The following is a 20,706-nucleotide window of genomic DNA, read 5'->3' as shown; positions in this document are numbered from 1 at the left end:
ACGGCTTGAGCGATACCGACCCGGCGCGCACAATGACCGCTCCAACAACGACAGGAGAGTGAGTCATGGACAAGCGTTCCTTCCTCGCGTGCGGGCTTCTGGCGGTGCTCGCGTCCGCATGCACCACCACCTCCACCACCGGCGGCGATCCTGCGGCCAGACGCAGCAGCATCGACGCCTCGGTCGACAGCGCGATGACCAGGCTCTATGCCCAGGTGCCGGGCTCGCGCGAACTGACGGCCAAGGCCAGGGGGGTGCTGGTGTTCCCCTCGGTGGTCTCGGCCGGGCTGGGCGTCGGCGGCTCCTACGGACAGGGTGCGCTGCGCGTCGGCGGCAAGTCCGTCGGCTACTACAGCACCACCGCCGCGTCGGTCGGCCTGCTGGCCGGGGCCGACTCCAAGGCGGTCTTCCTGCTCTTCATGACCCAGGATGCACTCGACAAATTCCGCGCGAGCAATGGCTGGACCGCCGGCGCCGATGCCTCGGTCACCATGCTCAAGGTGGGCGCCTCGGCCAGCATCGACACCCAGACCGCGCAACAGCCCATCGTGGGCTTCGCCCTGAGCAATGCCGGACTGATGGCCAACCTGAGTCTCGACGGAACCAAGATCAGCAAGCTCGACCTGTGAGCCCCTGCGCCGTGGGGCGTTGGCTGCTGGCACTGGCGCTGGCGGGCCTGCTGGCCGGCTGCTCGCTGCCGCCGCTCGAGGGGCGCAGCGAGTCGCAGGCCCTGTCGGCCGTCGAGGCGCGCGAAACCCCGCTCGGCCGGGCGGTCGGCGACCTGGCGGCGCAGCATCCGGGCCTGACGGGCATCCATACGCTGGAAGACCCGCGCGAAGCCTTCGCGGCGCGGGTGCAGATGGCGCAGCTCGCCCAGCGCACGCTGGATGTGCAGTACTACATCTGGCGCGACGACACCACCGGCCACCTGCTCCTCGAGGCCTTGCGCGCGGCCGCCGATCGCGGGGTGCGCGTGCGCCTGCTGCTGGACGACCACGGCCATGCGGGGCTGGACGAAGAGCTGGCGGCGCTGGACGCGCACCCCCAGGTGGAGGTGCGGCTCTTCAATCCCTTCCTGTTGCGTGCCTTCAAGCCGCTGGGCTTCGTCACCGACTTCTCGCGCGCCAACCGGCGGATGCACAACAAGAGTTTCACGGCCGACAACGGGATCACCATCGTGGGCGGGCGCAACGTCGGCGACGAGTACTTCGGCGCCACCGATGGCGTCCTGTTCGCCGACCTCGACGTGCTGGCGATGGGGCCGGCGGTGGCGCAGGTGTCGAGCGCTTTCGACGCCTACTGGGCCAGCGCCTCGTCCTATCCGATCGCTTCGCTGGTGACGCCGCCCTCGGCCGAGGTCCTGGCCGCCATCGGGCAGCGCACGGCCCTGGTGGAGCGCTCCGAAGCCGCCGCGACCTACAAGCAGGCGGTGCGCGAGCTGCCCTTCTACGGCAGCCTGGTCCGCAAGGACTATCCGCTGGTCTGGGCCCCCGCGCACCTGGTGGTCGACGACCCGTCCAAGGGCCTGGCCCTGGCCCAGCCGGAGCAGCTGCTGCTGCATCACATGGCGCAGGCGGTCGGCGTGCCGGCGCGCAGCCTCGACCTGGTGTCGCCGTACTTCGTGCCCACCGAGGCCGGCACCGACTACTTCGCCGGCCTGGCCCGGCGCGGCGTGCGGGTGCGCATCCTCACCAATTCGCTGGCCGCCACCGACGTCCTGGTGGTGCATTCGGGCTACGCGCGCCATCGGCAGCCGCTGCTGGCGGCGGGCGTGGCGCTGTACGAGCTCCGGCCGGACCCGCGTGACCAGGCCGCCAAGGCGGCGCGCCGGGACGACGGCCCGCGCATGCCCGGCGGATCCGGCAGCTCCGGCTCCAGCCTGCATGCGAAGACCTTCGGTGTCGACATGGAACGCGTCTTCGTCGGTTCGTTCAACTTCGATCCGCGCTCGGCCCGGCTGAACACCGAGCTGGGCCTGATCATCGACAGCCCGGAGCTGGCCGCCGCCATCGCGCATGTCTTCGAGCTGCGCGTTCCGCGCAGCAGCTGGGAGCTGCGGCTCGATCCGGGGAGCGCAGGCCTGCGCTGGGTCGACGCCACGGGCCGGTCGGTGGCGGTCGAACCCCTGACGAGCTGGTGGCAGCGCGCCGCCGTGCGCCTGCTCGAACCGCTGCCGCTCGACTGGTTGCTCTGAGGCGCGCATTTTTTCCGGCACCGGAGCCTTCAGGAATCGCGGGCGCTGCCGATAGCAGAGGCAGCGCCCGCCTCGAACTGGCTTCGGGAGCGTCTTCGATGGCGCGTCGGCAAGCTCAACAGGAAAGACCGATGACCGCAACCACTGTGCCTGCAGCCCCTTCTCGCAGCACGCCGTCGATGACCGAAGTGCGCACGCCCGAGGAACTGCTGACCCGCCTGGAGGCGCAGGGCCGGATGCCACTGGTGCGGATCGGGCAGGCGCTGACCTCGCTCGGCATCATCACGGACGCGCAACTGAACGCCGGCCTGGCCGCGCAGCAGCTCGACCGCGCCGTGCCGCTCGGCGAAACGCTGGTTCGCATGGGCGTCATGTCCCGCAGCGACCTGCAATCGGCCCTCGCCCACAAGATGGGCTACCCCCTGGTCGACCTCGACCGCTTCCCGGCCGCGGTGGAGGCCCTGCGCAAGGTGGGTCACGGCGCGGCGCAGCGGCTGCAGGTCATGCCCTTGATGGTGTCGAACGGGCGCTTGATCGCGGCGCTGGACGACCCCTCGGGCCGGCGTGCCGCCATCGACGAGCTCGAGTTCATCGCCCAGGCGAAGGTGGTGCCCGTGCTCGCCCATTGCCGCAACCTCGACCAGGTGCTCAAGAAGGCCTACGAGGCGATCGGCGCCATGGACGCCAAGGCCGCCGCCGACGATCCGTCCCGGCCGCTCGAGTTCGACATCGACGCCAGCGAGCTGCTCGAGACGCTCGAGAAGGAGGGGCGCGAGCAGACCAGCGAGGAGCTGCCCATCGAGCAGTCGGACAACTCGCTGGTGCGGATGGTGAACCGGATGATCATCGAGGCCCACGCCGAGGGCGTCTCGGACATCCACATCGAGAGCTATCCGGGGCGAGAGAAGATCCGCATCCGCTTTCGGCGCGACGGCCGCCTCCACACCTATCTCGAGCTGCCGCCGAACTACCGCAATGCCATCATCGCGCGGATCAAGATCATGTGCGACCTGGACATCAGCGAGAAGCGCAAGCCGCAGGACGGCAAGATCATCTTCTCGAAGTTTTCGGCCCAGCATCCGCTCGAGCTGCGGGTGGCGACCATTCCGACCAACAACGGCCTCGAAGACGTGGTGATGCGCCTGCTCGCCTCGGCCAATGCGATCGCCCTGGAGAACCTGGGCCTGTCGCCGCGCAACCTGCAGAAGCTGCGCGAAGCCGTCGAGCGCCCGTACGGACTGGTGCTGTGCGTGGGCCCCACCGGCTCGGGCAAGACGACGACCCTGCATTCGGCGCTGATGCACATCAACACGCCCGACCGGAAGATCTGGACCGCCGAGGACCCGGTCGAGATCACGCAGCCCGGGCTGCGGCAGGTCCAGGTGAACCCGCGCATCGACTGGACCTTCGCCAAGGCCTTGCGCGCCTTCCTGCGGGCCGATCCGGACGTGGTGATGGTGGGCGAGATCCGCGACGAGGAGACCGCGAAGATGGCCATCGAGGCCTCGCTCACCGGCCACCTGGTGCTGTCGACGCTGCACACGAACAGCGCCGCGGAGACCGTGACCCGGCTGCTCGACATGGGCCTGGACGCCTTCAACTTCGCCGATTCGCTGCTGGCCATCCAGGCGCAGCGGCTGGTGCGCAAGCTCTGTGCGAAGTGCGTCACCAGCCGCCCGGCGACGGCGGCCGAGGTGGACGCGCTGCTGGCGGACTACCTGCGCGCCTTCGCGGAGGGCCTGGCGCCGCCGGCGCGCGATGCCGTGCTGGCGCATTGGCTGCGCCGCTTCGGCCGCGAAGGCCAGCTCATGACCTCGACCTGCCCGGGCTGCGAAGCCTGCGGCCAGACCGGCTTCCGCGGGCGGATCGGCATCCATGAACTGATGGCGATGTCCAAGGATCTGCGCCGCCTGGTGCAGGCCCGCTCCCCGCTCGAGACGATCCTCGCGGCGGCGCAGGCCGGCGGCATGCACACCCTGCGCCAGGATGGCATCGAGAAGGTGCTGCAGGGGCTCACGACCCTCGCCGAGGTGCGCGCGACCAGCAACGCCTGACGTCCTGGACGGGGCCTTGGCCGACATGAAGGCCGGGAAATGGCGGACAGCCATGCCGGCGCGGCACGAAAAACTGGCTGTCTCGTGATTTTGGAGACCACCATGGCAGACGACCCGAAGAAAACCGGTCTCGACCGGAAGCTGATCGCCATCCACGAGCCGCACGAAGTGCGCAGCTGGTCCGAAACCCTCGGCTGTACCGCCGAACAGCTCCGGGAAGCCGTCAAGGCGGTCGGCGACAGCGCCGAAGCCGTGCGGCTCTTCCTCAAGAAGAACTAGAGAAGATCCGGCGGCTGTCGCCTCGGCGCTGCCCGGGGTCGGCGCGATCCACTACAGTCGGTGGTCATACGGTTTGGAGGAAGCGGGCGCGGGTCCGTGCATGTGGCGATGAAGACAAAGAAACTTCGGATCACCGGCCCTGGAGGGGCGACGTACAGGCTGGGCGACCCCATGCTGGTGCACGATGGCGAGGTGCTGGTCTGCACCCTGGACCCGGTGCCGGTCAGCCCGTCGGGGGCCGAGATCCGGGTCGAGCATTTCACGCCGCCGCTGAGCGGCCTGGAGGAGGCGCGGCATCTGGGCCGGCTGGTGTTCCTGGAGATCTGCGCCTTCGTGGTCGAGCACTTCGAACAGGTGCAGGCCGTGAGTTTTGCCTTTTCGCGCCCGGTGACGGTGCTGGCCGGCGCCACCCAGCACTCGGCCGATCGGGCGGAGATCATGCATCGCATCGGCATCGAGGACGTCCAGGTCGCGCCCAAGCCGTCCACCGTGCCCGGGCACTTCGTCGTCACCGGCGTCTGGCTCTACACCGAACGCAACCTCGCCGCGCTGAACGAGGTGCTCTGCGAACTGCGCGCGCTGTACCGCGATCGGCCCGTCGGCTCCGACCCCCAGGGCGGTGCCGGCGTGATCCGGCGCCTGATCGCCGGCTGGCGGGCCGAATCGTGAGCGACTGACCCAGGCCGGCGCGCGCCGGCTCTTGCCGGGCCCGGCGTGCCCATTTCCAACGGAGAGTTCCATGTCCCTGTTCTCGCTGGCCGGCAAGGTGGCCATCGTCACCGGCTCGTCGCGCGGCATCGGCCGCGCCATCGCCCTGCGCCTGGCCGAGCACGGCGCCAGGGTCGTGATCTCGTCGCGCAAGGCCGACGCCTGCGCCGAGGTGCGCGACGAGATCAACCGCGCCCGGGGTGCCGGCGCGGCCGTGTCCATCCCCGCCAACATCTCGTCCAAGGACGAGCTCAAGCACCTGGTCGACGAGACCACGCGGCAGCTGGGCCGGGTCGACATCGTGGTGTGCAACGCGGCGTCGAACCCCTACTACGGCCCGCTCGGCGGCATCGAGGACGACCAGTTCCGCAAGATCCTCGAGAACAACGTGATCGCCAACCACTGGCTGATCAACTTCGCCGTGCCGCAGATGATCGAGCGCAAGGAGGGTTCGATCATCATCGTGTCGTCGATCGGCGGGCTGCGCGGCTCGCCGGTGATCGGCGCCTACAACGTCTCGAAGGCGGCCGACTTCCAGCTGGCGCGCAACCTGGCCGTCGAGTACGGGCCGCACAACGTGCGCGTCAACTGCATCGCGCCCGGCCTGATCCGGACCGATTTCGCGCGCGCCCTCTGGGAAGACCCCGAGACCCTGCAGCGCCGCACCGCCGGCACGCCGCTGCGGCGCATCGGCGAGCCCGACGAGATCGCCGGCGCGGCGGTCTTCCTGGCCTCGCAGGCCGGCGCCTTCATGACCGGGCAGAGCCTGGTCATCGACGGCGGCGTCACCTGCTGATCCGGATGCTCCATCCGCCCCGCCATTTCGTCTACCTCGACGCCGTCGCCCGCGCCGGCTCCATCCGCAAGGCGGCCGAGACCCTGCACGTCGCCTCGACGGCACTCAACCGGAAAATCCTCGAGATCGAGTCCGATGTCGGCACGCCGCTGTTCGAGCGCCTGCCGCGCGGCGTGCGGCTCACGGCCGCCGGCGAGGTGCTGATCGCCGCGGTCCGGCGCAGCATGGCCGACATGCGCTCGGCCGAATCGCAGATCGAGCAGCTGCGCGGCCTGGTGCGCGGCACGGTGCGCATCGGCTGCGCCGAGTCGGTGGCCAGCGACCTGATCCCGGCCACCATCGCCCAGTACCAGCTGGCCCATCCGGGGGTGCAGTTCCAGATCGCCACCAGCGTCACCGCCAGGCTGGTCGCGTCGCTGATGGCCGACGACATCGATCTGGTGCTGGTGCACGACCCCGAACCCTCCGAAACCCTGCGCGTGATCAGTGCCCTGGCGCAGCCGCTGTGCGCGATGCTGCGGCCCGACCATCCGCTGGCCGGCCGCGAGACGCTGCGGCTGGCCGACTGCCAGAAGTACCCGGTGGCGCTGAGCGACCGCAGCTTCGGCAGCCGGCGGCTGCTCGACGGCGTGATGGCGCGTTCGCGCATCGCGCTGCAGATCGCGGTCGAAGCCAGCACGGTCCAGGCGCTGAAGGAATTCACGCGCCAGACCGGCGCGATCAGCTTCCAGTTCCAGATCGGCACCCAGAACGAAGTGCGGCGCGGCGAGCTGGTGGCGATCCCGCTGAGCGACCGCGCGCTCACGCACAGCCGGCTGGTGCTGGCCGCCCGGGCGACGCGGATGCTGCCGATCGCCACCCTGTCGTTCGTCGAGGCGCTGGTGAACCGGCTGGCAGCGCTGCCGGGCTGAATTCGCGTACTGCACACAATTTGCGCTCGGTCCGAGCGAAACTATGCGCTGGAGGTTTGCAGCACGGCTGCCCATACTGCGGTCATCTGTTGCACCGCAGCATCCATGCCCGACCTCCTCCTCCTCCCCGCATCCCTGACCCTTCGCCGACCGACGCCGGCGTGGCACGCAACCTGCTGGCCCGAAGCCGCATGACGTCCGCCCTCACCCACGGCCTGTTCCACCTGGCGATCAAGACCGCCGACCTGCCGCGCACGCTGGCCTTCTGGGTCGGCGTGATGGGCCTGCGCGAAGTGGCCCGGCCCGACTTCGGCTACCCCGGCGCCTGGCTCGCCTGCGGCCAGCCGGGCGGGCAAGCCATCGTCCACGTCTACGCCGGCGGACCGGCGCTGGGCGACTCGGGCCGCGTGCCGCCGGGCAGCGGCGCCATCGACCACGTGTCGCTGTCATGCAGCGGCTTCCATGCCTACGTCGCGCGCTTGCGCGCCGCCGGCCTCGACTGGCGCGAATTCCTCGTGCCCGGGACCACGCTGTGGCAGCTTTTCGTCTACGACCCGAGCGGCGTGCAGCTCGAACTGACCTTCGAAGGCGCGGTGGAGCATGGCGCCGCGCCCGACATGTCGCCGGCGCGCCGCTACCGCGCGGGCGGCTCGTTCTTCGATGCCTCGTCCTACCCGCCTCTTTCCTCCCTTCAACGTTCCGGAGCCCTTCCCGATGAGACTGCCTGACTTCCTCTGCGCCAGCCGGCGCGGCGCCCTCCATCTCGCCAGCGCCTGCGTGCTGGCCGCGGGCCTGGCCTCGACGCCCGCCTTCGCGGCCGACAAGGTCAAGGTCGGCGTGTTCCTGGGCAACTCGGCCCTGCCCTACTTCGTCGCCGCCGACCGCGGCTACTTCAAGCAGGCCGGCCTGGAGACCGAGGCGGTGGTGTTCGCGACCTATCCGCTGATGATCCAGGCCATGGTGTCGGGCGACATCGATGCGGTCGCCAACCTGGTCACGCTGGAAGGCGCCAACATCAACACGCGCCGCCCCGGCACCGCGGTCTACATCTCGATCAACGGCCAGAACGCCCAGTACATGACCGAGCAGTTCATCGTGCGCACCGGCAGCACGGCGCAGTCGCTCAAGGACCTGAAGGGCACCAAGCTGCTGTCGGCCGCGGGCCCGGCCAACATCGGCACCGCGCGCGCGGTGCTGGCCAAGGTGGGGCTGGTCGACGGCAAGGACTTCACGATCCAGGAACAGCAGGGCGGCGTGCAGGTCGGCGCGCTGCAGGCCGGCCTCTTCGACGGCGGCTACGTGATCGAGCCGGTCGCCACGGTGGCGATCTCGCAGGGCGTGGCGCGGCGGCTCGAGGCCGGCGTGATCTCGACCTACCTGCTCGAGCGCAAGGACGCGTTCTCGTACGCGGCCGGCGGCGCCGTGACCAGCAAGTTCATCGCCGATCGCCCGGAGGTCGCGGCCCGCTATGCCAAGGCCTGGTCGCAGGGCATCCAGGACGCCAACAGCGACCCGTCGACGCGCGCCCTCTTCGTCCAGCACATGAACATCGCGCCCACGGTGGCGCCGATCGTGCCGATGGTCAAGTTCACCATGGTCAGGGACCTCAAGCCCGAGGACCTGGCCGACTTCCAGCGCTTCGTCGACCTCGGCGTCGGCTTCGGCGTCGTCAAGGAAAAGATCGACGTCAAGACCTTCCTCAAGGCCTATTGATGAGCGGGACGATCTCTGCCTGGCCGGGCCGCCTGCGCGCCCTGTCGCCGCTGGTCGGCGCCCTCGCCTTCGTCGCGCTCTGGTGGTGGGCCTGCGCGCTCAAGCTGGTCGACCCGGTGCTGCTGCCGACCCCGGGCGCCGTGCTGCGCGCCCTGTGGGACGGCTTCGTCGGCGGCGCCATGGTCCACGACTTCCTGGTGACGGTGCAGCGCACCCTGCTGTCCTTCGTGATCGCGCTGGCCATCGCCGTGCCTTGCGGCATCGTGCTCGGCTCGTCGAAGCGGCTCTACGGCTACGTCGAGTTCCTGATCGATTTTTTCCGCTCGACACCGGCCTCGGCGCTGTTCCCGCTGTTCCTGGTGCTGTTCGGCGTCGGCGAGAAGACCAAGGTGGCGGTGGCCGCCTTCGGCGCCGGGCTCACGATCCTGTTCAATGTCGCCTACGGCGTGATGAACGCGCGCAAGACCCGCCAGGCCGCCGCCCGCGTGATGGGCGCCGGCCGGCTGCGCATCATGGTCGACGTGACCCTGCTCGAATCGCTGCCGCAGACCTTCATCGGCATGCGTGCCGGCATCTCCTTCGCGCTGATCATCGTGATCGTGGCCGAGATGTTCATCGGCTCGGTCGACGGCCTCGGCCAGCGCGTGCTCAATGCCCAGATGGTGTTCGAGATGCCGACCATGTACGCCGCCATCCTGGCCGCGGGCATCCTCGGCTACGGCCTCAACCTGGTGTTCCTGCTGATCGAACGCCGCTTCGTGCACTGGGGCGGCAAATGAGCCGGATGCGCATTGCCATCGTCGGCTGCGGCGTGGCCGGCAGCGTGGTGCTGCACGGGCTGCGAGAACGCGACGACGTCGAGATCGTCTGCTTCGAGAAAGTGGCGACCGCCGACCAGGTCGACGCCGGCACCGGGCTCAACATCGGCCCCAACGGCGTGAAGGCGCTGGCCAGCCTCGACCCGGCGCTGGCGGCGGAGTTCGCGGCCCGCAGCCTGCCCTGGCGGCGCTGGGCCGTGAGCCTGGCCGACGGCACGCCGGTCTTCGACCTCGACCTGCTCTCGGTGGCCGACAACCCCGGCATCCGCATCCGCTGGGCCGGCCTGTACGGCTTCCTGCGCGGGCTGGTCGCGCCGCGCGTGCAGTTCCGCAGCGAGGTGCGGGACCTGCGCTTCGGCCCCGGGGGGCGGACGCTCGAATTGCAGGTCGAGGAGAACGGCCTGGCGCAATGGGAGACCGGCTTCGACCTGGTGATCGCCGGCGACGGCCGCTACTCGATGCTGCGCGAGACGCTCATGGGCCGGCCCGCGGTGCGGCACCTGGGCATCGCGCTGGGCCGCTCGCTGCTGCCCGATGCGTCGGGCGGCCTGTTCGACGACTACGCCCAGTGGTTCAGCGGACCGCACCGCCTGTTCGCCTTCAAGGTGCCGGGCGACCAGCTCTACCTCACGACCTCCTACCCGCTGCAGCCCGGCGAGCCGATTCCCGAGGCCACGAAGCAGCCCGACACGCTGCGCGCGGCGCTGGCACCGCCCGGCGCGCGGCTGTGCCCGCAGGCGGCCTACATCGTCGACCAGCTCTGCGCCGACCCCGGAGCCCTGCACTGGTCGCGGGTGCAGGAAGCCGACGCAGCCTTCCACGATGCGAGCGGCCGCCTGCTGCTGGTCGGCGACGCCGCCCATCCGATGGCGCCGACCCTGGGCCAGGGCGCGACCCAGGCGCTGGAGGACGCGGTGGCGGTGGTCGACGAACTGTGCGCCGCCCTCGATGGCGGCCGGCCGCAGGCGCCGGCGATCAGCCGGGCGGTGGCGGCCCGCCGCGCCGAGCGGGTGGCCTTCATCGCCCGCCTGTCCTGGGCGGCCAGCGACTCGATGCTGGCCGGCGCGCGGCCGGCCCTGAGCGAAGCCGCCAAGCGCGAGCCCGCCTTTCTCGCGCAACTCGCGCACATGTACCGCGACAGCGAGCGCCTGGGGCGCGCGCGGCGGGAAGAAAGCCTTGCATGAACACCCTCGCCGTCCACCCCTCTGTCCCCTTGGCCGCCAGGTCGCGCGCCGAGACCGAACCCGCCACCCGGCCCTTCGTGCCCGGGCCGCACGGCACCCACATCACGGTTCGCGGGCTGCGCAAGTCCTTCGCCGGCCAGCCGCTCTACGAGCACTTCGACCTCGACATCCCGAAGGGCCGCATCGTCTCGGTCTTCGGGCCCAACGGCTGCGGCAAGTCGACCTTGATCAACATGGTGGCCGGCCTGGTCCCGATGGACGGCGGCGAGGCGCTGTTCGAAGGCAAGACGCTGCGCGAGACGCAGATCGGCTACGTGTTCCAGAACTACCGCGAGGCCCTGCTGCCCTGGAAGCGCGCCGCCGACAACATCCGCTACGCGCTCCGGCTGGCCGGGCGCACGCGCGGCGAGACCGAGGCCCGGCTCGAGGAACTGGTACGCTCCTTCGACGTGCGTTTCGACCTCAACCGCTACCCCTATGAACTCTCCGGCGGACAGCAGCAACTGGTGTCGATCATGCGGGCCCTGGCGCCCGAGCCCGAGGTGCTGTTCCTGGACGAGCCCTTCTCGGCGCTCGACTACGAGATGACGCTGTTCATGCGCGACAAGCTGCAATCGATCTTCCAGCAGACCGGCACGACCATGGTGCTGGTCTCGCACGACCTCGAAGAGGCGGTCTACATCGCCGACCGCGTGCTGCTGCTCACGCGCCGCCCCACCCGCATCGCGGCCTGGGTCGATGTCGACGTGCCGCGCGCGCGCAGCGCGGCGACCTTGGCCGATCCCCGCTTCGTCGAGATCAAGGCCCGATGCCTCGACATCTTCCAGCGCGAAGTGCCGCGCCACTGAACCCCCACCACTTCATCCGAACACCATGGATCCCGCCATCAACCTGCCGCCCGTCCTCGCCGAAGTCGAGGCCGTCTTCGACGCATACGAGCGCGCGCTCACCAGCAACGACGTGCCCGCGCTCGACCGCCTGTTCTGGGTCTCCCCCCACACCCTGCGCTACGGCGCCGGCGAGAACCTCTATGGCTTCGAGGCGATCCAGGCCTTTCGCCGCGGCCGGCCGGCGAACAACCTCGATCGCACCATCACGGCCCGCGCGATCACCACCTTCGGGCAGGACTTCGCGGTCGCCAACATCGAGTTCCGCCGCGAAGGCAGCGAGCGCATCGGCCGCCAGAGCCAGACCTGGGTGCGGATGGCGGACGGCTGGCGCGTGGTGTCGGCGCACGTGAGCCTGATGCTGTGATCGGCGACGACGGCATCCAGCGCCTGGCCGATGCGCTCGTCGGCGCGCGGCGCCGTGGGCAGGCCCTGCCGATGGCGCCGTGGCTCGGCGGCCTGCGCGATGCCGACGAGGCCTATGCGGTGCAGGACCGCGTGGCCGCCGCGCTCGGCTGGTTCGGCGGCGCGCCGCCGCGTTTCTGGAAGTCGGGCGGGCCTTCGCGCCAAACGGCGCTCACGCATGCCGGCCTGCCGCCGGCGGGCGTGCAGGCCGTGGCGCCGGGGCAGACGGCCTCGCTGCAGGGGCAGCACTTTCACCGTCGCGGCATCGAGGCCGAGGTCGCGCTGCGCACGCGGCGCGACGTCACGGCCGCGGAAGTCGCCACCTGGGCCACCGGCCAGATCCCGCCGGCGCATGAGCTCGTCGACGCGATGGCGGTCTCGGTCGAGGTGGTGGACACGCGCTGGGCCCCGCCGGCGCCGGAGGCGCAGGACGTCGCCTGGCTGAAGCTGGCCGACCAGCAGTCGCACGGCGCGCTGGTGCTCGGGGAATGGCGCGCTTTCGACGACCGCGACTGGTCGCGCCAGCGCTGCGAACTGCGGATCGGCGATGCCCCGCCGCAGTCGTTCGAGGGCACCCATCCGCTGGGCGGCCCGGCCTGGCTGCTGCCGCCGTGGCTGGCCCATGCGACCCGCGGCGGCCGCACGGTGCCCGCCGGCACCGTGGTCACCACCGGCAGCTGGAGCGGCCTGGGCGACGCCGCCCCAGGGGAGCGCGTGGCACTGCATTTCGCGGACCTCGGCGCGCTCGCCCTGCAGTTCTGAATCCGGGCGCCGTCCGGCGCGTCCAGTCCACCGCTCGGCTGCCGCCGAAGCCGGCCGACGCCGCGTCGCGATCGATTGAGGCATCGTCCGGCTTGTCCCTTGTCGCGCGAGGTGCTCCATGAACCGCATTTCCCAGCACGCCCGATCCACGCTGCGCCGCCTGGGCGCGGCGGCCGCCATGGCCGCTGGCGTCCTGCTCCTGCAGCCGGCCGCCGCGGACCCGATCTTCAAATGCGGCAAGACCTACACCAACGTGCCGTCCGGCGAAGGGCCGGCGCAGCTCAAATCGCGCGGCTGCGTGCTGGTCGACCCGGACCGGCCGCAGGCCGCCAAGACGGCCGACATCGCGATCGACGGTTCCCGCCAGATCACGGTCCCGATCGGCCAGGACGGCCGCTTCTGGATCCGCGGCTCGGTCAACGGCTTCCCGGTGCAGTTCGTGATCGACAAGGCATCGACCGTGCAGGCCGGCGTCGCCGTCACCGAGGCCTTCGCCGCCCGCGCCAACCTGATCGGCGGCGCGCCGGCCCATGTCCAGACCAGCGGCGGCATCATGGAAGGGCGCCGGGTCGAAGGAATCCCGATGACCTTCGGTCCGTTCCGGGTGCGCCAGGCGACGGTGGTCGTGGGGTCGCTGGGCGGCAAGTCGCCGGAGGCCCTGCTCGGCCAGGAACTGCTGTCGATGTTCGAGGTCACGGCCAACGAGCGCGAGATGACGATCGTGAGCAAAACCGAGGCTGCACGACAGCCGCTTCTACCTGTCGATACGTCGAAGTCGAGAAGATAGAGTCACCTTCGTATGAATGGGAAGCCATGTCTCCCGGCCAGGTCAAGGCCGAGCAAACCATCCAGGATTGGGGCAATGACCTGGCGCTGCGGTTGACGGCATCCGTCGCGCACCAGCCGAAGTCCTTCGATTGGCGCCTGCGCGGAGCCAAGGCGCACCCCTGGAAACAGGTGCCTCCTTCGGTCTTCGAAGCGGCTTGCGAAACCTTGAATCAGATCATCGAGATCTGAACGCGGCCTTCGCGCCGCCTGGTCTTGGCGGGGACGTCTTCGCCGTCGCCGCATCCAGCAGCAATGCCGCCATCTCGCGCGCCGCGACCGCCGCGCTGCCGCCCGCCCCCATCTGACCGGACACCGAGGCGCCGTCGTAGAGCAGCACCAGCTGGCTCGCCAGGTGGTCGGGATCGGCCGCGCCGGCATCGCGGGCCAGGTTGGTGAACAGTTCCCTCATCCAGCTGCGGGCGTCGTCGCAGGCGCTCTTGACCGGGGTGCCCGGCTTCGACTCCGCCGCCGCCCGGTTGAAGGCGCAGCCGCGATAACCCGGCGTGGCCATCAAGTCTTCCATTGCATCGAAGACGCCCAGCAGCCGGTCGCGCGGGGTGGCACAGGTCGCCAGCCTGGCGCTGATGCGCGCCTTGCGGGCCGCCTGGCGGGCCTCGAGGTAGGCCCGGATCAGTTCCTCCTTGCTGCCGAAGGTGTCGTAGAGCGAGGCCTTGGCCACGCCCGCGCGTTCGATCACGCGCTCGATGCCGACCGTGTGGATGCTGCCTTCGTAGAAAAGCTCGTCCGCCGCCGCCAGCAGGCGGTCGCGCGCCGAGCGGCGTTCCGGCGCCACCGCTTGTTTCGTTTCCATGGGCTTGACATTACCAGACCGGTCTGTACACTGCAAGCACCAGACAGATCGGTCTGTATAGTTTCTTGAGTTCCGGAGCACGCCCATGACCTCCCTCTGCCCGACCGCCTCCGCCGCTGCGCCCGCACGCCGCCGCCTCTCGCCGAACGCGGCCTTCCTGCTGCAGGCATCGATGACGCTGGGCTTCCTGGCCGGATCGAGCGCGCCGACGCCCTTCTATGCGATCTACCAGAAGCAATGGGGCTTCTCGGCCACGATGCTGACGCTGGCCTTCGGCATCTACGCCCTGGCGGTGCTGTCGGCGCTGCTGGTCGGCGGCCGGCTGTCGGACCACGTCGGGCGGCGGCCGATCCTGATCGGCGCCGCCGTCGCGCAGGCCGTGAGCATGGGGGTGTTCGCGACCGCCGACGGCCTGTCCGACCTGCTGCTGGCGCGCGTGGTCCAGGGCCTCTCGGCCGGCGCCGCGATCGCGGCGGCCGGCGCCGGCCTGCTCGACATCGACAAGGGCCGGGGTGCGATCGCGAACTCGGTCGCGCCGATGATGGGCACGGCGGCCGGCGGCCTGGTCGCGGGGTTGATGATCCAGTACCTGCCGGCGCCGATGCACCTGGTCTACGCGCTGCTCGGCAGCATCTTCGTGCTGCAGGGCGTCGCGGTGTTCTTCATGGCAGAGACGGCCCCCGTTCGGCCCGGCGCCTGGGCCTCGCTCCGGCCCCGGCTGGCGGTGCCGCTCGCGGTGCGCGGGCCGTTGCTGCTGGCGGCCCCTGCACTGGTCGCGGTCTGGGCCATGGCCGGCTTCTACGCCTCGCTCGGGCCGACGCTGATCCGCAGCTTCGCGGGCACCACCTCGATCCTGCTCGGCGGATTCGCGCTGTTCGTGCTGGCCGGCAGCGGCGCACTGGCGGTGTACCTGATCCGCGAAGCCTCGCCCAGGGCGCTGATGCGGCTCGGCGCCCTGGCCCTGATCGCCGGCATGGCCCTCGTGATGACCGCGATCGCGCACCACTCGGTGCTGCTGTTCCTGCTTGGCAGCGCGGTCGCCGGGCTGGGGTTCGGCACCGGCTTCCAGGGCGCGCTGCGCAGCGTGGTGCTGCTGATCACACCGCAGGAGCGTGCCGGCGTGCTCTCGGTGCTGTTCGTGATCGCCTATCTGGCGATGGGGCTGCCGGCGATGGTGGCAGGGTACGGCGTGGCGCACCAGGGCAACATCGTCATGACGGCGTACGAGTTCGCAGGCGGCGTGGTCCTGCTGGCGCTGCTGGCGCTGCTGGGCACGGCCCGCCGCTGAGACCGGCGGGCGCCCTCTGGTGATCCGGCGGCGGCCGGCGTGCGTATCAGCCCGCATGACGCTGCATTTCTCCTGGGCCGCCGCGCTGGCCGGCGCCCTGCTGGCGGGTTGTTCGCCGGCGCGGATCGTCAACGGCCTGGTGCCCAGCAGCAGCTACCGGTCGGAAGCCGGCCTGGCCTACGGCCCCCAGCCACGCCAGCGACTCGACGTCTACCGCCCGCTCGCCGACCGCCCTCCGGCCGACGGCCAGCGTCCACTGGTCGTCTTCTTCTACGGCGGCAACTGGACCACCGGCGAGCGGGCCGACTACAGGTTCGTCGGCGAGGCGCTGGCGGCACGCGGTGCCGTGGTGGTGATTCCGGACTACCGGCTGTCGCCGCAGGCGACCTACCCGGCCTTCGTCAGCGACAGTGCGAGGGCCACCCGATGGGGCATCGACAACGCGGCGCGGCTGGGTGCCGATCCGAGGCAGGTCTTCGTGATGGGACACAGCGCCGGCGCCTACCTGGCTGCGATGGTGGCGCTGGACGCCCGCTGGCTGCGCGCCGACGGTGGCGATCCGTCGCAGCTCGCCGGCTGGATCGGCCTGGCTGGTCCCTACGATTTCCTGCCGATCGGGGACCCGAGGACGCAGGCGGCTTTCGAGTGGCCGCAGACGGCGCCGAGCTCGCAGCCGCTCGCCCATGCGTCCGCCGCTTCGCCACCGGCCTTGCTGATGGTGGCCGCCCACGACCGGCTGGTCGATCCGGCGCGCAACACGGGCCGGATGGCCGAGCGGCTGCGGGCGGCCGGCGTGAAGGTCGAGGTGCGCGAGTTCGGCGACCTCGACCACGTCACGCTGATCGGTGCGATCGCAAAGCCGCTCGAATGGATCGGCGGGCCGGTGTTGCCGCCGCTGCTGGCCTTCATCGGCCTGACGCCCGAGCCGCCCGGATCCGGCGCACAACCAGCCAGCCGTAGAGCACCGCGTTGAACAGCAGCACGCCCGCCCCCAGCCCGACCTGCACCGGCCGCGTCAGGCCTTCCGGATAGATCAGGCCGAGCAGGTAGTGCTCGATGAAGCCGCCGTCATAGCCCGCTTCGCCGGCACTGCGGCGCAAGCTGTTCTCGAGCGGCGTCAGCGGGCAGATCCAGCCGGCCGCGACCACCCAGCCGGCCCAGGCGGCCGCCGGCAGGTGAAGCCATGCCAGCCACGGCCAGCGCCACACGCCCAGGCCGCCGAAGACGGCGAACAGGATGAACGACCCGTGCAACAGCAGCACGGCGTCGGCCAGCAGGCGGTCGAGCATTCCCATGGGAGGGGATGCTAGTCCTGCCTTGACTCAGGATGCCGCCTGCGGGAGGCCGGCGCGCTGCGCTGCCGGCCGCCGGCCACCGCGCGGCAACCCCCGACAAGCCACGAGCGCCACCAGCACCACCCCGCCGACGCAGGCGAAGACCGGCTGCAAGCCATGGCCCGGCGCGGCCAGCAGCGCCACCCCGGCCGCCCCGCCGAGGCTGCGCAGCATGATCGGCGCTGCGGTGGCGATGCCCATGTGCTCGACCGGCGAGACGCGCTGCGCCACCACGGTGACGATCGGGAACAGCAGGCCCAGGCCGAGGCCCAGGGGCAGCAGGCCGGCGGAGATCGCCGCCGGCTGCCGCGGCAGCCAGTGCAGCGCGGCGATCAGCAAGCCCATGGACAGCAGCACCAGCGCGCACGCCAGCCGCGCCAGCGCGGCGGCCGGCGTCTGCGCCCGCAGCAGCTTGCCGCAAGCCACGGCGGCGACCGTGATGCCGGCCATCAGCGGGAGCAGGTGCCAGGCCGAGGCCGTGGGCGACAAGTGCAGCCCGTTCTGCAGGTACTGCGGCAGGAACACCACCGCGGCATACAGGGCGACCCCGCTGGTCAAGCCGATGAAGCAGGCCGCCGCATAGGCCGGACGGGCGAACAGCGACAACGGCAGCAGGGGATGCGCCGCGCGGCGCTGCCGCCACACGAAAGCCAGCGTGAACTTGGCGCCCAGCGCCAGCAGCAGCCCCAACGAGACGCGCTCGGGCAGGTCCAGCCGGTCGTGCTGCGTCGCCAGCAGCAGGCTCACGAGCGCGGCCGCGAGCAGCACGGCGCCGAGCCCGTCGATGCGAGGCCGCGGGCCCGGCAGCGGCGACGCCTGCTTCGGCGGCAGGGTCAGCGCCAGCACGCCCCAGGCCAGCGCCGCCAGCGGCACGTTGAGCCAGAAGGCCCAGTGCCACGACAGGTATTGCACCAGGGCGCCGCCGACCAAGGGACCGAGCATCGTCGCCACGCCATAGGTCGCGCCCAGCAGGGCCTGGTAGCGACCGCGCTGGTCGGGTCCGAACAGGTCGGGCACGGTCAGCATGGCCAGGGTCATCAGGCCGCCGCCGCCCGCGCCCTGCAGCGCCCGCGCGAGCACCAGTTGGCGCAGGTCGTGGCTCGCGCCGCAAGCCAGCGAGCCGAGCAGGAACAGCCCGATCGCCAGCAGCAGCATGGGCTTCCTGCCCAGCAGGTCGGCCAGCCGGCCGTACAGCGCGATCACCACGGTGGCCGCGAGCAGGTAGGCGGAGAACACCCAGGCCAGCGGCCATCCGCCGGGGAGCTCGCGCGCCATCACCGGCAGTGCCGTCGACAGGATGGTCTGGTCGAGCGCGGCCAGGACCAGCGTCAATACGAGCATGGCGAATGGCCACAGGGGGGACGGCGGGTGTTTCACGGGAATGGCTTTCGGGCAGGGGGACGCCAGTGTCGGCAGCGACCTTGATTTTGTACAGTGCAATGAATTGAACATATGATTTCGCCACGTGAACACCTACGACCTCAACCTGCTGACCGCGCTCGACGCCCTGCTCGCCACCGGCAGCGTGACGCAGGCCGCGGCCCGCATGCACCTGAGCACGCCGGCGATGAGCCACACGCTGGCGCGCATTCGCGAGGCCTTCGGCGATCCGATCCTGGTGCGTGCCGGCCGCAAGCTGGTGCCGACGCCGCGCGCCCTGGCCCTGGTGGAGCCGGTGCGGGCGCTGCTGGCGCAGGCCCAGGCGCTGCGGGCACCGGTCGACGCGCAGGGGCTGGCGTCGGTCCGGCGCCGTTTCGTGGTCCGGGCGCCCGAGGGCATCGCGGTGGTGTTCGGCGCCAGCCTGTCGCGCGCGCTGGAGATCGACATGCCGCTGGCCACCCTGCAGTTCCTGCCCGAAACGCAAGCCGACCCGGGTGCCTTGCGCGAAGGGCGGCTGGACCTCGACGTCGGCAGCTTCCGCAACACCGACCCCGAAACCGAGAGCCAGGTCCTGTCGCAGCAGACGCTGGTGGGCGCGGTGCGCACGGGCCACCCGCTGCTCGCGATGCCCAAGAAGCGGCCCATGACGACGCAGCGCTTCGCCGCCGCGCGCCACGTCGGCGTGACGCCGCGTTCGGGGGAGCTGTCGCCGGTCGACGTTGCGCTGGACGCACTGGGCCTCGCACGGCAGGTGGCGCTGCTGGTGCCCAGTTCCTTCTCGGCGCTGATCGCCGCCTCGCGCACCGACCTGGTCGCCAGCGTGCCGGAGCGCACGGCGCGCGGCATGGCGCCCTCGCTCGGCCTGCAGGTCTTCGCGCTGCCGGTCACGGTCCCCTCCGAGGCCATGCGCATGGCCTGGCACCCACGGCAGAGCGCAGACCCGGCGCATCGATGGCTGCGCGAGCGCATGCGGCAGGTGCTCGACGAGCCGCGCTGGATCGCGCCGTCGGTGGCCTCGCTGACGACCGGGGCGAAGCGCGGCGTCGCTTGAGCCGGCTGCGCCTCAGGCCGGTGGCGCGGCCTCGAAGAGCAGGCGCCGGTAGGCCTCGATCCCGCGCCGAATGCCGTAGCGGGCGGCCGTCTCGCGGGCGTTGGCGCGCAGCGGGATCTGCCGCTGCGGCGAATGCAGCACCTCGAGCACCTTGTGCGCGATGCCCTGCACGTCGAAGAAGTCGACCAGGTGGCCGTTCTCGCCGTCCCTCAGGACTTCGCGCACCGGCGCGGTGTCCGAGCCGACCAGCAGGCAGCCCGAGGCCATGGCCTCCAGCATCGACCATGAGAGCACGAAGGGATAGGTCAGGTAGACATGGGCGGCAGAGACCTGCAGCACCTTGAGGTAGAGCGCGTGCGGGATCTGTCCGAGGAAATGGACGCGCGTGGTGTCGATGCCGGTTTCCGCCAGCATCTTCGCGCGCCAGTTCTCGGCATCGGCGGGGCGGCTGCCATAGCTGACCGCGTCGCCGCCGACGACCACGATCCGGCAACCGGGATGGCGGCCCAGGATCTGCCTGGCGGCCCGCATGAAGACATGGAAGCCGCGCAAGGGCTCCAGGTTGCGCGCCACGTAGGTGACGATGGGCTGGCCGGCCGCCAGCAGCGCCCCGCTGGCCATCCTCAGGCCGGCAGCCGGGTCGGGCCGCAGGGTTTCGACGTCGACGCCCTCGTGGACCACCGAGATCTTGTCGCGATAGGCCGCGGGATGCAGGCCGTGCTGCCAGTGCGTGGGCGTGATGCCGGCATCGCACTGCTCCAGGTTCAGCAGGTGCATGGCATTGCGGGCCCGGATGCGCGCCGCGCCGTCGATCGACAGCGGGAACTCGGGATCGAAGCCGGCATCGGCACCACGACCGTGGTAGTAGTACTCGCAGAAGTGGACCAGGCGCGCGCCGGGGAAGGCCTCCTTGGCGAACAAGGTCTCGCCCCAGCCCGGGTGCGCCAGGATGACATCGGGCACATAGCCCCGCGCCTTGAGCTCGAGCAGCACGCGCAGCACCTGCTGGCCGTGCAGCACCGCGTCCTCGGAGCTGATCAGGTAGGGGTGCGTCTGGGTCGAGGCCTGGCGCCTGGGCGCGTAGCGCAGCAGTTCGACGCCCGGCAGGCCCGGCGCGGTGTCGCGGCCGATGGCCAGCAATTCGTGTTCTGCGGACTGTTGGAGATCCTGGACCAGGTGACGGAACTGGCCAGGAAAGTTCTGATGGATCAGAAGGAGCTTCATCGACAGGGGGAAATCCGCGGATGCTAGCCGTCGCTGCGGCACCAATGTCGGGGCGAGCCACGCAGAGGAAGTTTCCCCG

23 protein-coding genes are annotated in these 20,706 nt (G+C 70.8%); 19 read left to right on the top strand and 4 right to left on the bottom strand.

From position 1 onward, the window contains the following. Window positions 1-65 precede the first annotated feature (65 nt). From QTI33_RS24125 to QTI33_RS24050, 16 genes are all read left to right on the top strand, one after another. Window positions 66-629: a BPSL1445 family SYLF domain-containing lipoprotein gene (locus QTI33_RS24125; protein WP_286508892.1), complete on the top strand. Its 564-nt coding sequence runs from the start codon at window positions 66-68 to the stop codon at window positions 627-629. After that, on the top strand, window positions 626-2,194 hold the full coding sequence (locus QTI33_RS24120) for a phospholipase D family protein (protein WP_286508891.1): 1,569 nt from the start codon (window positions 626-628) through the stop codon (window positions 2,192-2,194). Before QTI33_RS24125 ends, QTI33_RS24120 begins: the two co-directional genes overlap by 4 nt. Before the next feature lie 131 nt (window positions 2,195-2,325). Further along, entirely contained in the window at window positions 2,326-4,248 is a 1,923-nt protein-coding gene (locus QTI33_RS24115) for a GspE/PulE family protein (protein ID WP_286508890.1), read from the top strand. 102 nt (window positions 4,249-4,350) lie between these two features. Next, a complete protein-coding gene (locus QTI33_RS24110; RefSeq protein ID WP_286508889.1) occupies window positions 4,351-4,527 on the top strand; it encodes a DUF3606 domain-containing protein in 177 nt (58 codons plus the stop codon). 171 nt (window positions 4,528-4,698) lie between these two features. Next, window positions 4,699-5,196, top strand: a complete 498-nt coding sequence (locus QTI33_RS24105; protein WP_286508888.1) for a hypothetical protein — start codon at window positions 4,699-4,701, stop codon at window positions 5,194-5,196. Window positions 5,197-5,266: 70 nt separating this feature from the next. Next, complete coding sequence (locus tag QTI33_RS24100; RefSeq protein WP_286508887.1) at window positions 5,267-6,031, top strand: SDR family NAD(P)-dependent oxidoreductase; 765 nt, start codon at window positions 5,267-5,269, stop codon at window positions 6,029-6,031. Between the two features lie 5 nt (window positions 6,032-6,036). After that, window positions 6,037-6,942, top strand: a complete 906-nt coding sequence (locus QTI33_RS24095) for a LysR family transcriptional regulator (RefSeq protein ID WP_286508886.1) — start codon at window positions 6,037-6,039, stop codon at window positions 6,940-6,942. A 191-nt stretch (window positions 6,943-7,133) separates the two neighbouring features. Then, window positions 7,134-7,670, top strand: coding sequence for a VOC family protein (locus QTI33_RS24090; protein WP_286508885.1), 537 nt, complete (start codon window positions 7,134-7,136; stop codon window positions 7,668-7,670). Then, a complete protein-coding gene (locus QTI33_RS24085) occupies window positions 7,657-8,655 on the top strand; it encodes an ABC transporter substrate-binding protein (RefSeq protein WP_286508884.1) in 999 nt (332 codons plus the stop codon). Before QTI33_RS24090 ends, QTI33_RS24085 begins: the two co-directional genes overlap by 14 nt. Next, a complete protein-coding gene (locus QTI33_RS24080; RefSeq protein WP_286508883.1) occupies window positions 8,655-9,434 on the top strand; it encodes an ABC transporter permease in 780 nt (259 codons plus the stop codon). Before QTI33_RS24085 ends, QTI33_RS24080 begins: the two co-directional genes overlap by 1 nt. Window positions 9,435-9,439: 5 nt before the next feature. Next, entirely contained in the window at window positions 9,440-10,657 is a 1,218-nt protein-coding gene (locus QTI33_RS24075; RefSeq protein ID WP_286508882.1) for an FAD-dependent monooxygenase, read from the top strand. Next, on the top strand, window positions 10,654-11,505 hold the full coding sequence (locus QTI33_RS24070) for an ABC transporter ATP-binding protein (protein WP_286508881.1): 852 nt from the start codon (window positions 10,654-10,656) through the stop codon (window positions 11,503-11,505). The genes QTI33_RS24075 and QTI33_RS24070 overlap by 4 nt, the downstream gene beginning before the upstream one ends. Window positions 11,506-11,530: 25 nt before the next feature. After that, window positions 11,531-11,911, top strand: a complete 381-nt coding sequence (gene hpxZ, locus QTI33_RS24065; RefSeq protein ID WP_286508880.1) for an oxalurate catabolism protein HpxZ — start codon at window positions 11,531-11,533, stop codon at window positions 11,909-11,911. Then, the gene (locus tag QTI33_RS24060) at window positions 11,908-12,711 is read left to right on the top strand and encodes a fumarylacetoacetate hydrolase family protein (RefSeq protein ID WP_286508879.1); all 804 of its coding nucleotides are present in this window, start codon (window positions 11,908-11,910) and stop codon (window positions 12,709-12,711) included. The genes hpxZ and QTI33_RS24060 overlap by 4 nt, the downstream gene beginning before the upstream one ends. Before the next feature lie 118 nt (window positions 12,712-12,829). Next, on the top strand, window positions 12,830-13,498 hold the full coding sequence (locus QTI33_RS24055) for a retropepsin-like aspartic protease family protein (RefSeq protein WP_286508878.1): 669 nt from the start codon (window positions 12,830-12,832) through the stop codon (window positions 13,496-13,498). A gap of 26 nt (window positions 13,499-13,524) precedes the next feature. Next, a complete protein-coding gene (locus QTI33_RS24050) occupies window positions 13,525-13,728 on the top strand; it encodes a hypothetical protein (RefSeq protein WP_286508877.1) in 204 nt (67 codons plus the stop codon). Here QTI33_RS24050 and QTI33_RS24045 read toward each other — a convergent pair. Then, on the bottom strand, window positions 13,715-14,350 hold the full coding sequence (locus tag QTI33_RS24045) for a TetR/AcrR family transcriptional regulator (protein WP_286508876.1): 636 nt from the start codon (window positions 14,348-14,350) through the stop codon (window positions 13,715-13,717). The genes QTI33_RS24050 and QTI33_RS24045 overlap by 14 nt on opposite strands. An 85-nt stretch (window positions 14,351-14,435) precedes the next feature. On the opposite strand from QTI33_RS24045, the gene QTI33_RS24040 reads away from it, so the two are divergent. Further along, window positions 14,436-15,638 carry an MFS transporter gene (locus QTI33_RS24040; RefSeq protein ID WP_286508875.1) on the top strand — a complete coding sequence of 401 codons (1,203 nt, stop codon included), beginning with the start codon at window positions 14,436-14,438 and terminating at the stop codon, window positions 15,636-15,638. A gap of 55 nt (window positions 15,639-15,693) precedes the next feature. Next, window positions 15,694-16,611, top strand: a complete 918-nt coding sequence (locus QTI33_RS24035; RefSeq protein WP_286508874.1) for an alpha/beta hydrolase — start codon at window positions 15,694-15,696, stop codon at window positions 16,609-16,611. On the opposite strand, the gene QTI33_RS24030 is transcribed toward QTI33_RS24035, so the two are convergent. Both QTI33_RS24030 and QTI33_RS24025 read right to left on the bottom strand, forming a co-directional pair. Next, a complete protein-coding gene (locus QTI33_RS24030; protein WP_286508963.1) occupies window positions 16,544-16,927 on the bottom strand; it encodes a DUF2784 domain-containing protein in 384 nt (127 codons plus the stop codon). The two genes, QTI33_RS24035 and QTI33_RS24030, sit on opposite strands and share 68 nt — an antisense overlap. A gap of 33 nt (window positions 16,928-16,960) precedes the next feature. Then, window positions 16,961-18,313 (bottom strand): MFS transporter, encoded by a 1,353-nt coding sequence (locus tag QTI33_RS24025; protein WP_286508873.1) that lies wholly within the window; start codon window positions 18,311-18,313, stop codon window positions 16,961-16,963. A 124-nt stretch (window positions 18,314-18,437) separates the two neighbouring features. Here QTI33_RS24025 and QTI33_RS24020 point away from each other — a divergent pair, with 124 nt between their 5' ends. Next, a complete protein-coding gene (locus QTI33_RS24020; RefSeq protein ID WP_286508872.1) occupies window positions 18,438-19,403 on the top strand; it encodes a LysR family transcriptional regulator in 966 nt (321 codons plus the stop codon). Between the two features lie 12 nt (window positions 19,404-19,415). Here QTI33_RS24020 and QTI33_RS24015 read toward each other — a convergent pair whose 3' ends face one another. Further along, window positions 19,416-20,627: a glycosyltransferase family 4 protein gene (locus tag QTI33_RS24015; protein ID WP_286508871.1), complete on the bottom strand. Its 1,212-nt coding sequence runs from the start codon at window positions 20,625-20,627 to the stop codon at window positions 19,416-19,418. Window positions 20,628-20,706 lie beyond the last annotated feature (79 nt).

The organism is Variovorax davisae (genome assembly GCF_030316845.1).
Taxonomy (GTDB): Bacteria; Pseudomonadota; Gammaproteobacteria; order Burkholderiales; family Burkholderiaceae_C; genus Variovorax; species Variovorax davisae.
The sequence above is the reverse complement of the archived record's forward strand: the minus strand, read 5'-3'. Positions and strand labels throughout refer to the sequence as shown.

Excerpts from the sequence above, each read along its gene's own strand:
- QTI33_RS24125 (WP_286508892.1), top strand. The coding sequence starts at position 66 with ATGGACAAGCGTTCCTTCCTCGCGTGCGGGCTTCTGGCGGTGCTCGCG.
- QTI33_RS24115 (WP_286508890.1), top strand. The coding sequence starts at position 2,326 with ATGACCGCAACCACTGTGCCTGCAGCCCCTTCTCGCAGCACGCCGTCG.
- QTI33_RS24110 (WP_286508889.1), top strand. The coding sequence starts at position 4,351 with ATGGCAGACGACCCGAAGAAAACCGGTCTCGACCGGAAGCTGATCGCC.
- QTI33_RS24105 (WP_286508888.1), top strand. The coding sequence starts at position 4,699 with ATGCTGGTGCACGATGGCGAGGTGCTGGTCTGCACCCTGGACCCGGTG.
- QTI33_RS24100 (WP_286508887.1), top strand. The coding sequence starts at position 5,267 with ATGTCCCTGTTCTCGCTGGCCGGCAAGGTGGCCATCGTCACCGGCTCG.
- QTI33_RS24095 (WP_286508886.1), top strand. The coding sequence starts at position 6,037 with ATGCTCCATCCGCCCCGCCATTTCGTCTACCTCGACGCCGTCGCCCGC.
- QTI33_RS24090 (WP_286508885.1), top strand. The coding sequence starts at position 7,134 with ATGACGTCCGCCCTCACCCACGGCCTGTTCCACCTGGCGATCAAGACC.
- QTI33_RS24085 (WP_286508884.1), top strand. The coding sequence starts at position 7,657 with ATGAGACTGCCTGACTTCCTCTGCGCCAGCCGGCGCGGCGCCCTCCAT.
- QTI33_RS24080 (WP_286508883.1), top strand. The coding sequence starts at position 8,655 with ATGAGCGGGACGATCTCTGCCTGGCCGGGCCGCCTGCGCGCCCTGTCG.
- QTI33_RS24075 (WP_286508882.1), top strand. The coding sequence starts at position 9,440 with ATGCGCATTGCCATCGTCGGCTGCGGCGTGGCCGGCAGCGTGGTGCTG.
- QTI33_RS24070 (WP_286508881.1), top strand. The coding sequence starts at position 10,654 with ATGAACACCCTCGCCGTCCACCCCTCTGTCCCCTTGGCCGCCAGGTCG.
- hpxZ (WP_286508880.1), top strand. The coding sequence starts at position 11,531 with ATGGATCCCGCCATCAACCTGCCGCCCGTCCTCGCCGAAGTCGAGGCC.
- QTI33_RS24055 (WP_286508878.1), top strand. The coding sequence starts at position 12,830 with ATGAACCGCATTTCCCAGCACGCCCGATCCACGCTGCGCCGCCTGGGC.
- QTI33_RS24050 (WP_286508877.1), top strand. The coding sequence starts at position 13,525 with ATGTCTCCCGGCCAGGTCAAGGCCGAGCAAACCATCCAGGATTGGGGC.
- QTI33_RS24045 (WP_286508876.1), bottom strand. The coding sequence starts at position 14,350 with ATGGAAACGAAACAAGCGGTGGCGCCGGAACGCCGCTCGGCGCGCGAC.
- QTI33_RS24040 (WP_286508875.1), top strand. The coding sequence starts at position 14,436 with ATGACCTCCCTCTGCCCGACCGCCTCCGCCGCTGCGCCCGCACGCCGC.
- QTI33_RS24035 (WP_286508874.1), top strand. The coding sequence starts at position 15,694 with ATGACGCTGCATTTCTCCTGGGCCGCCGCGCTGGCCGGCGCCCTGCTG.
- QTI33_RS24030 (WP_286508963.1), bottom strand. The coding sequence starts at position 16,927 with ATGCTCGACCGCCTGCTGGCCGACGCCGTGCTGCTGTTGCACGGGTCG.
- QTI33_RS24025 (WP_286508873.1), bottom strand. The coding sequence starts at position 18,313 with ATGCTCGTATTGACGCTGGTCCTGGCCGCGCTCGACCAGACCATCCTG.
- QTI33_RS24015 (WP_286508871.1), bottom strand. The coding sequence starts at position 20,627 with ATGAAGCTCCTTCTGATCCATCAGAACTTTCCTGGCCAGTTCCGTCAC.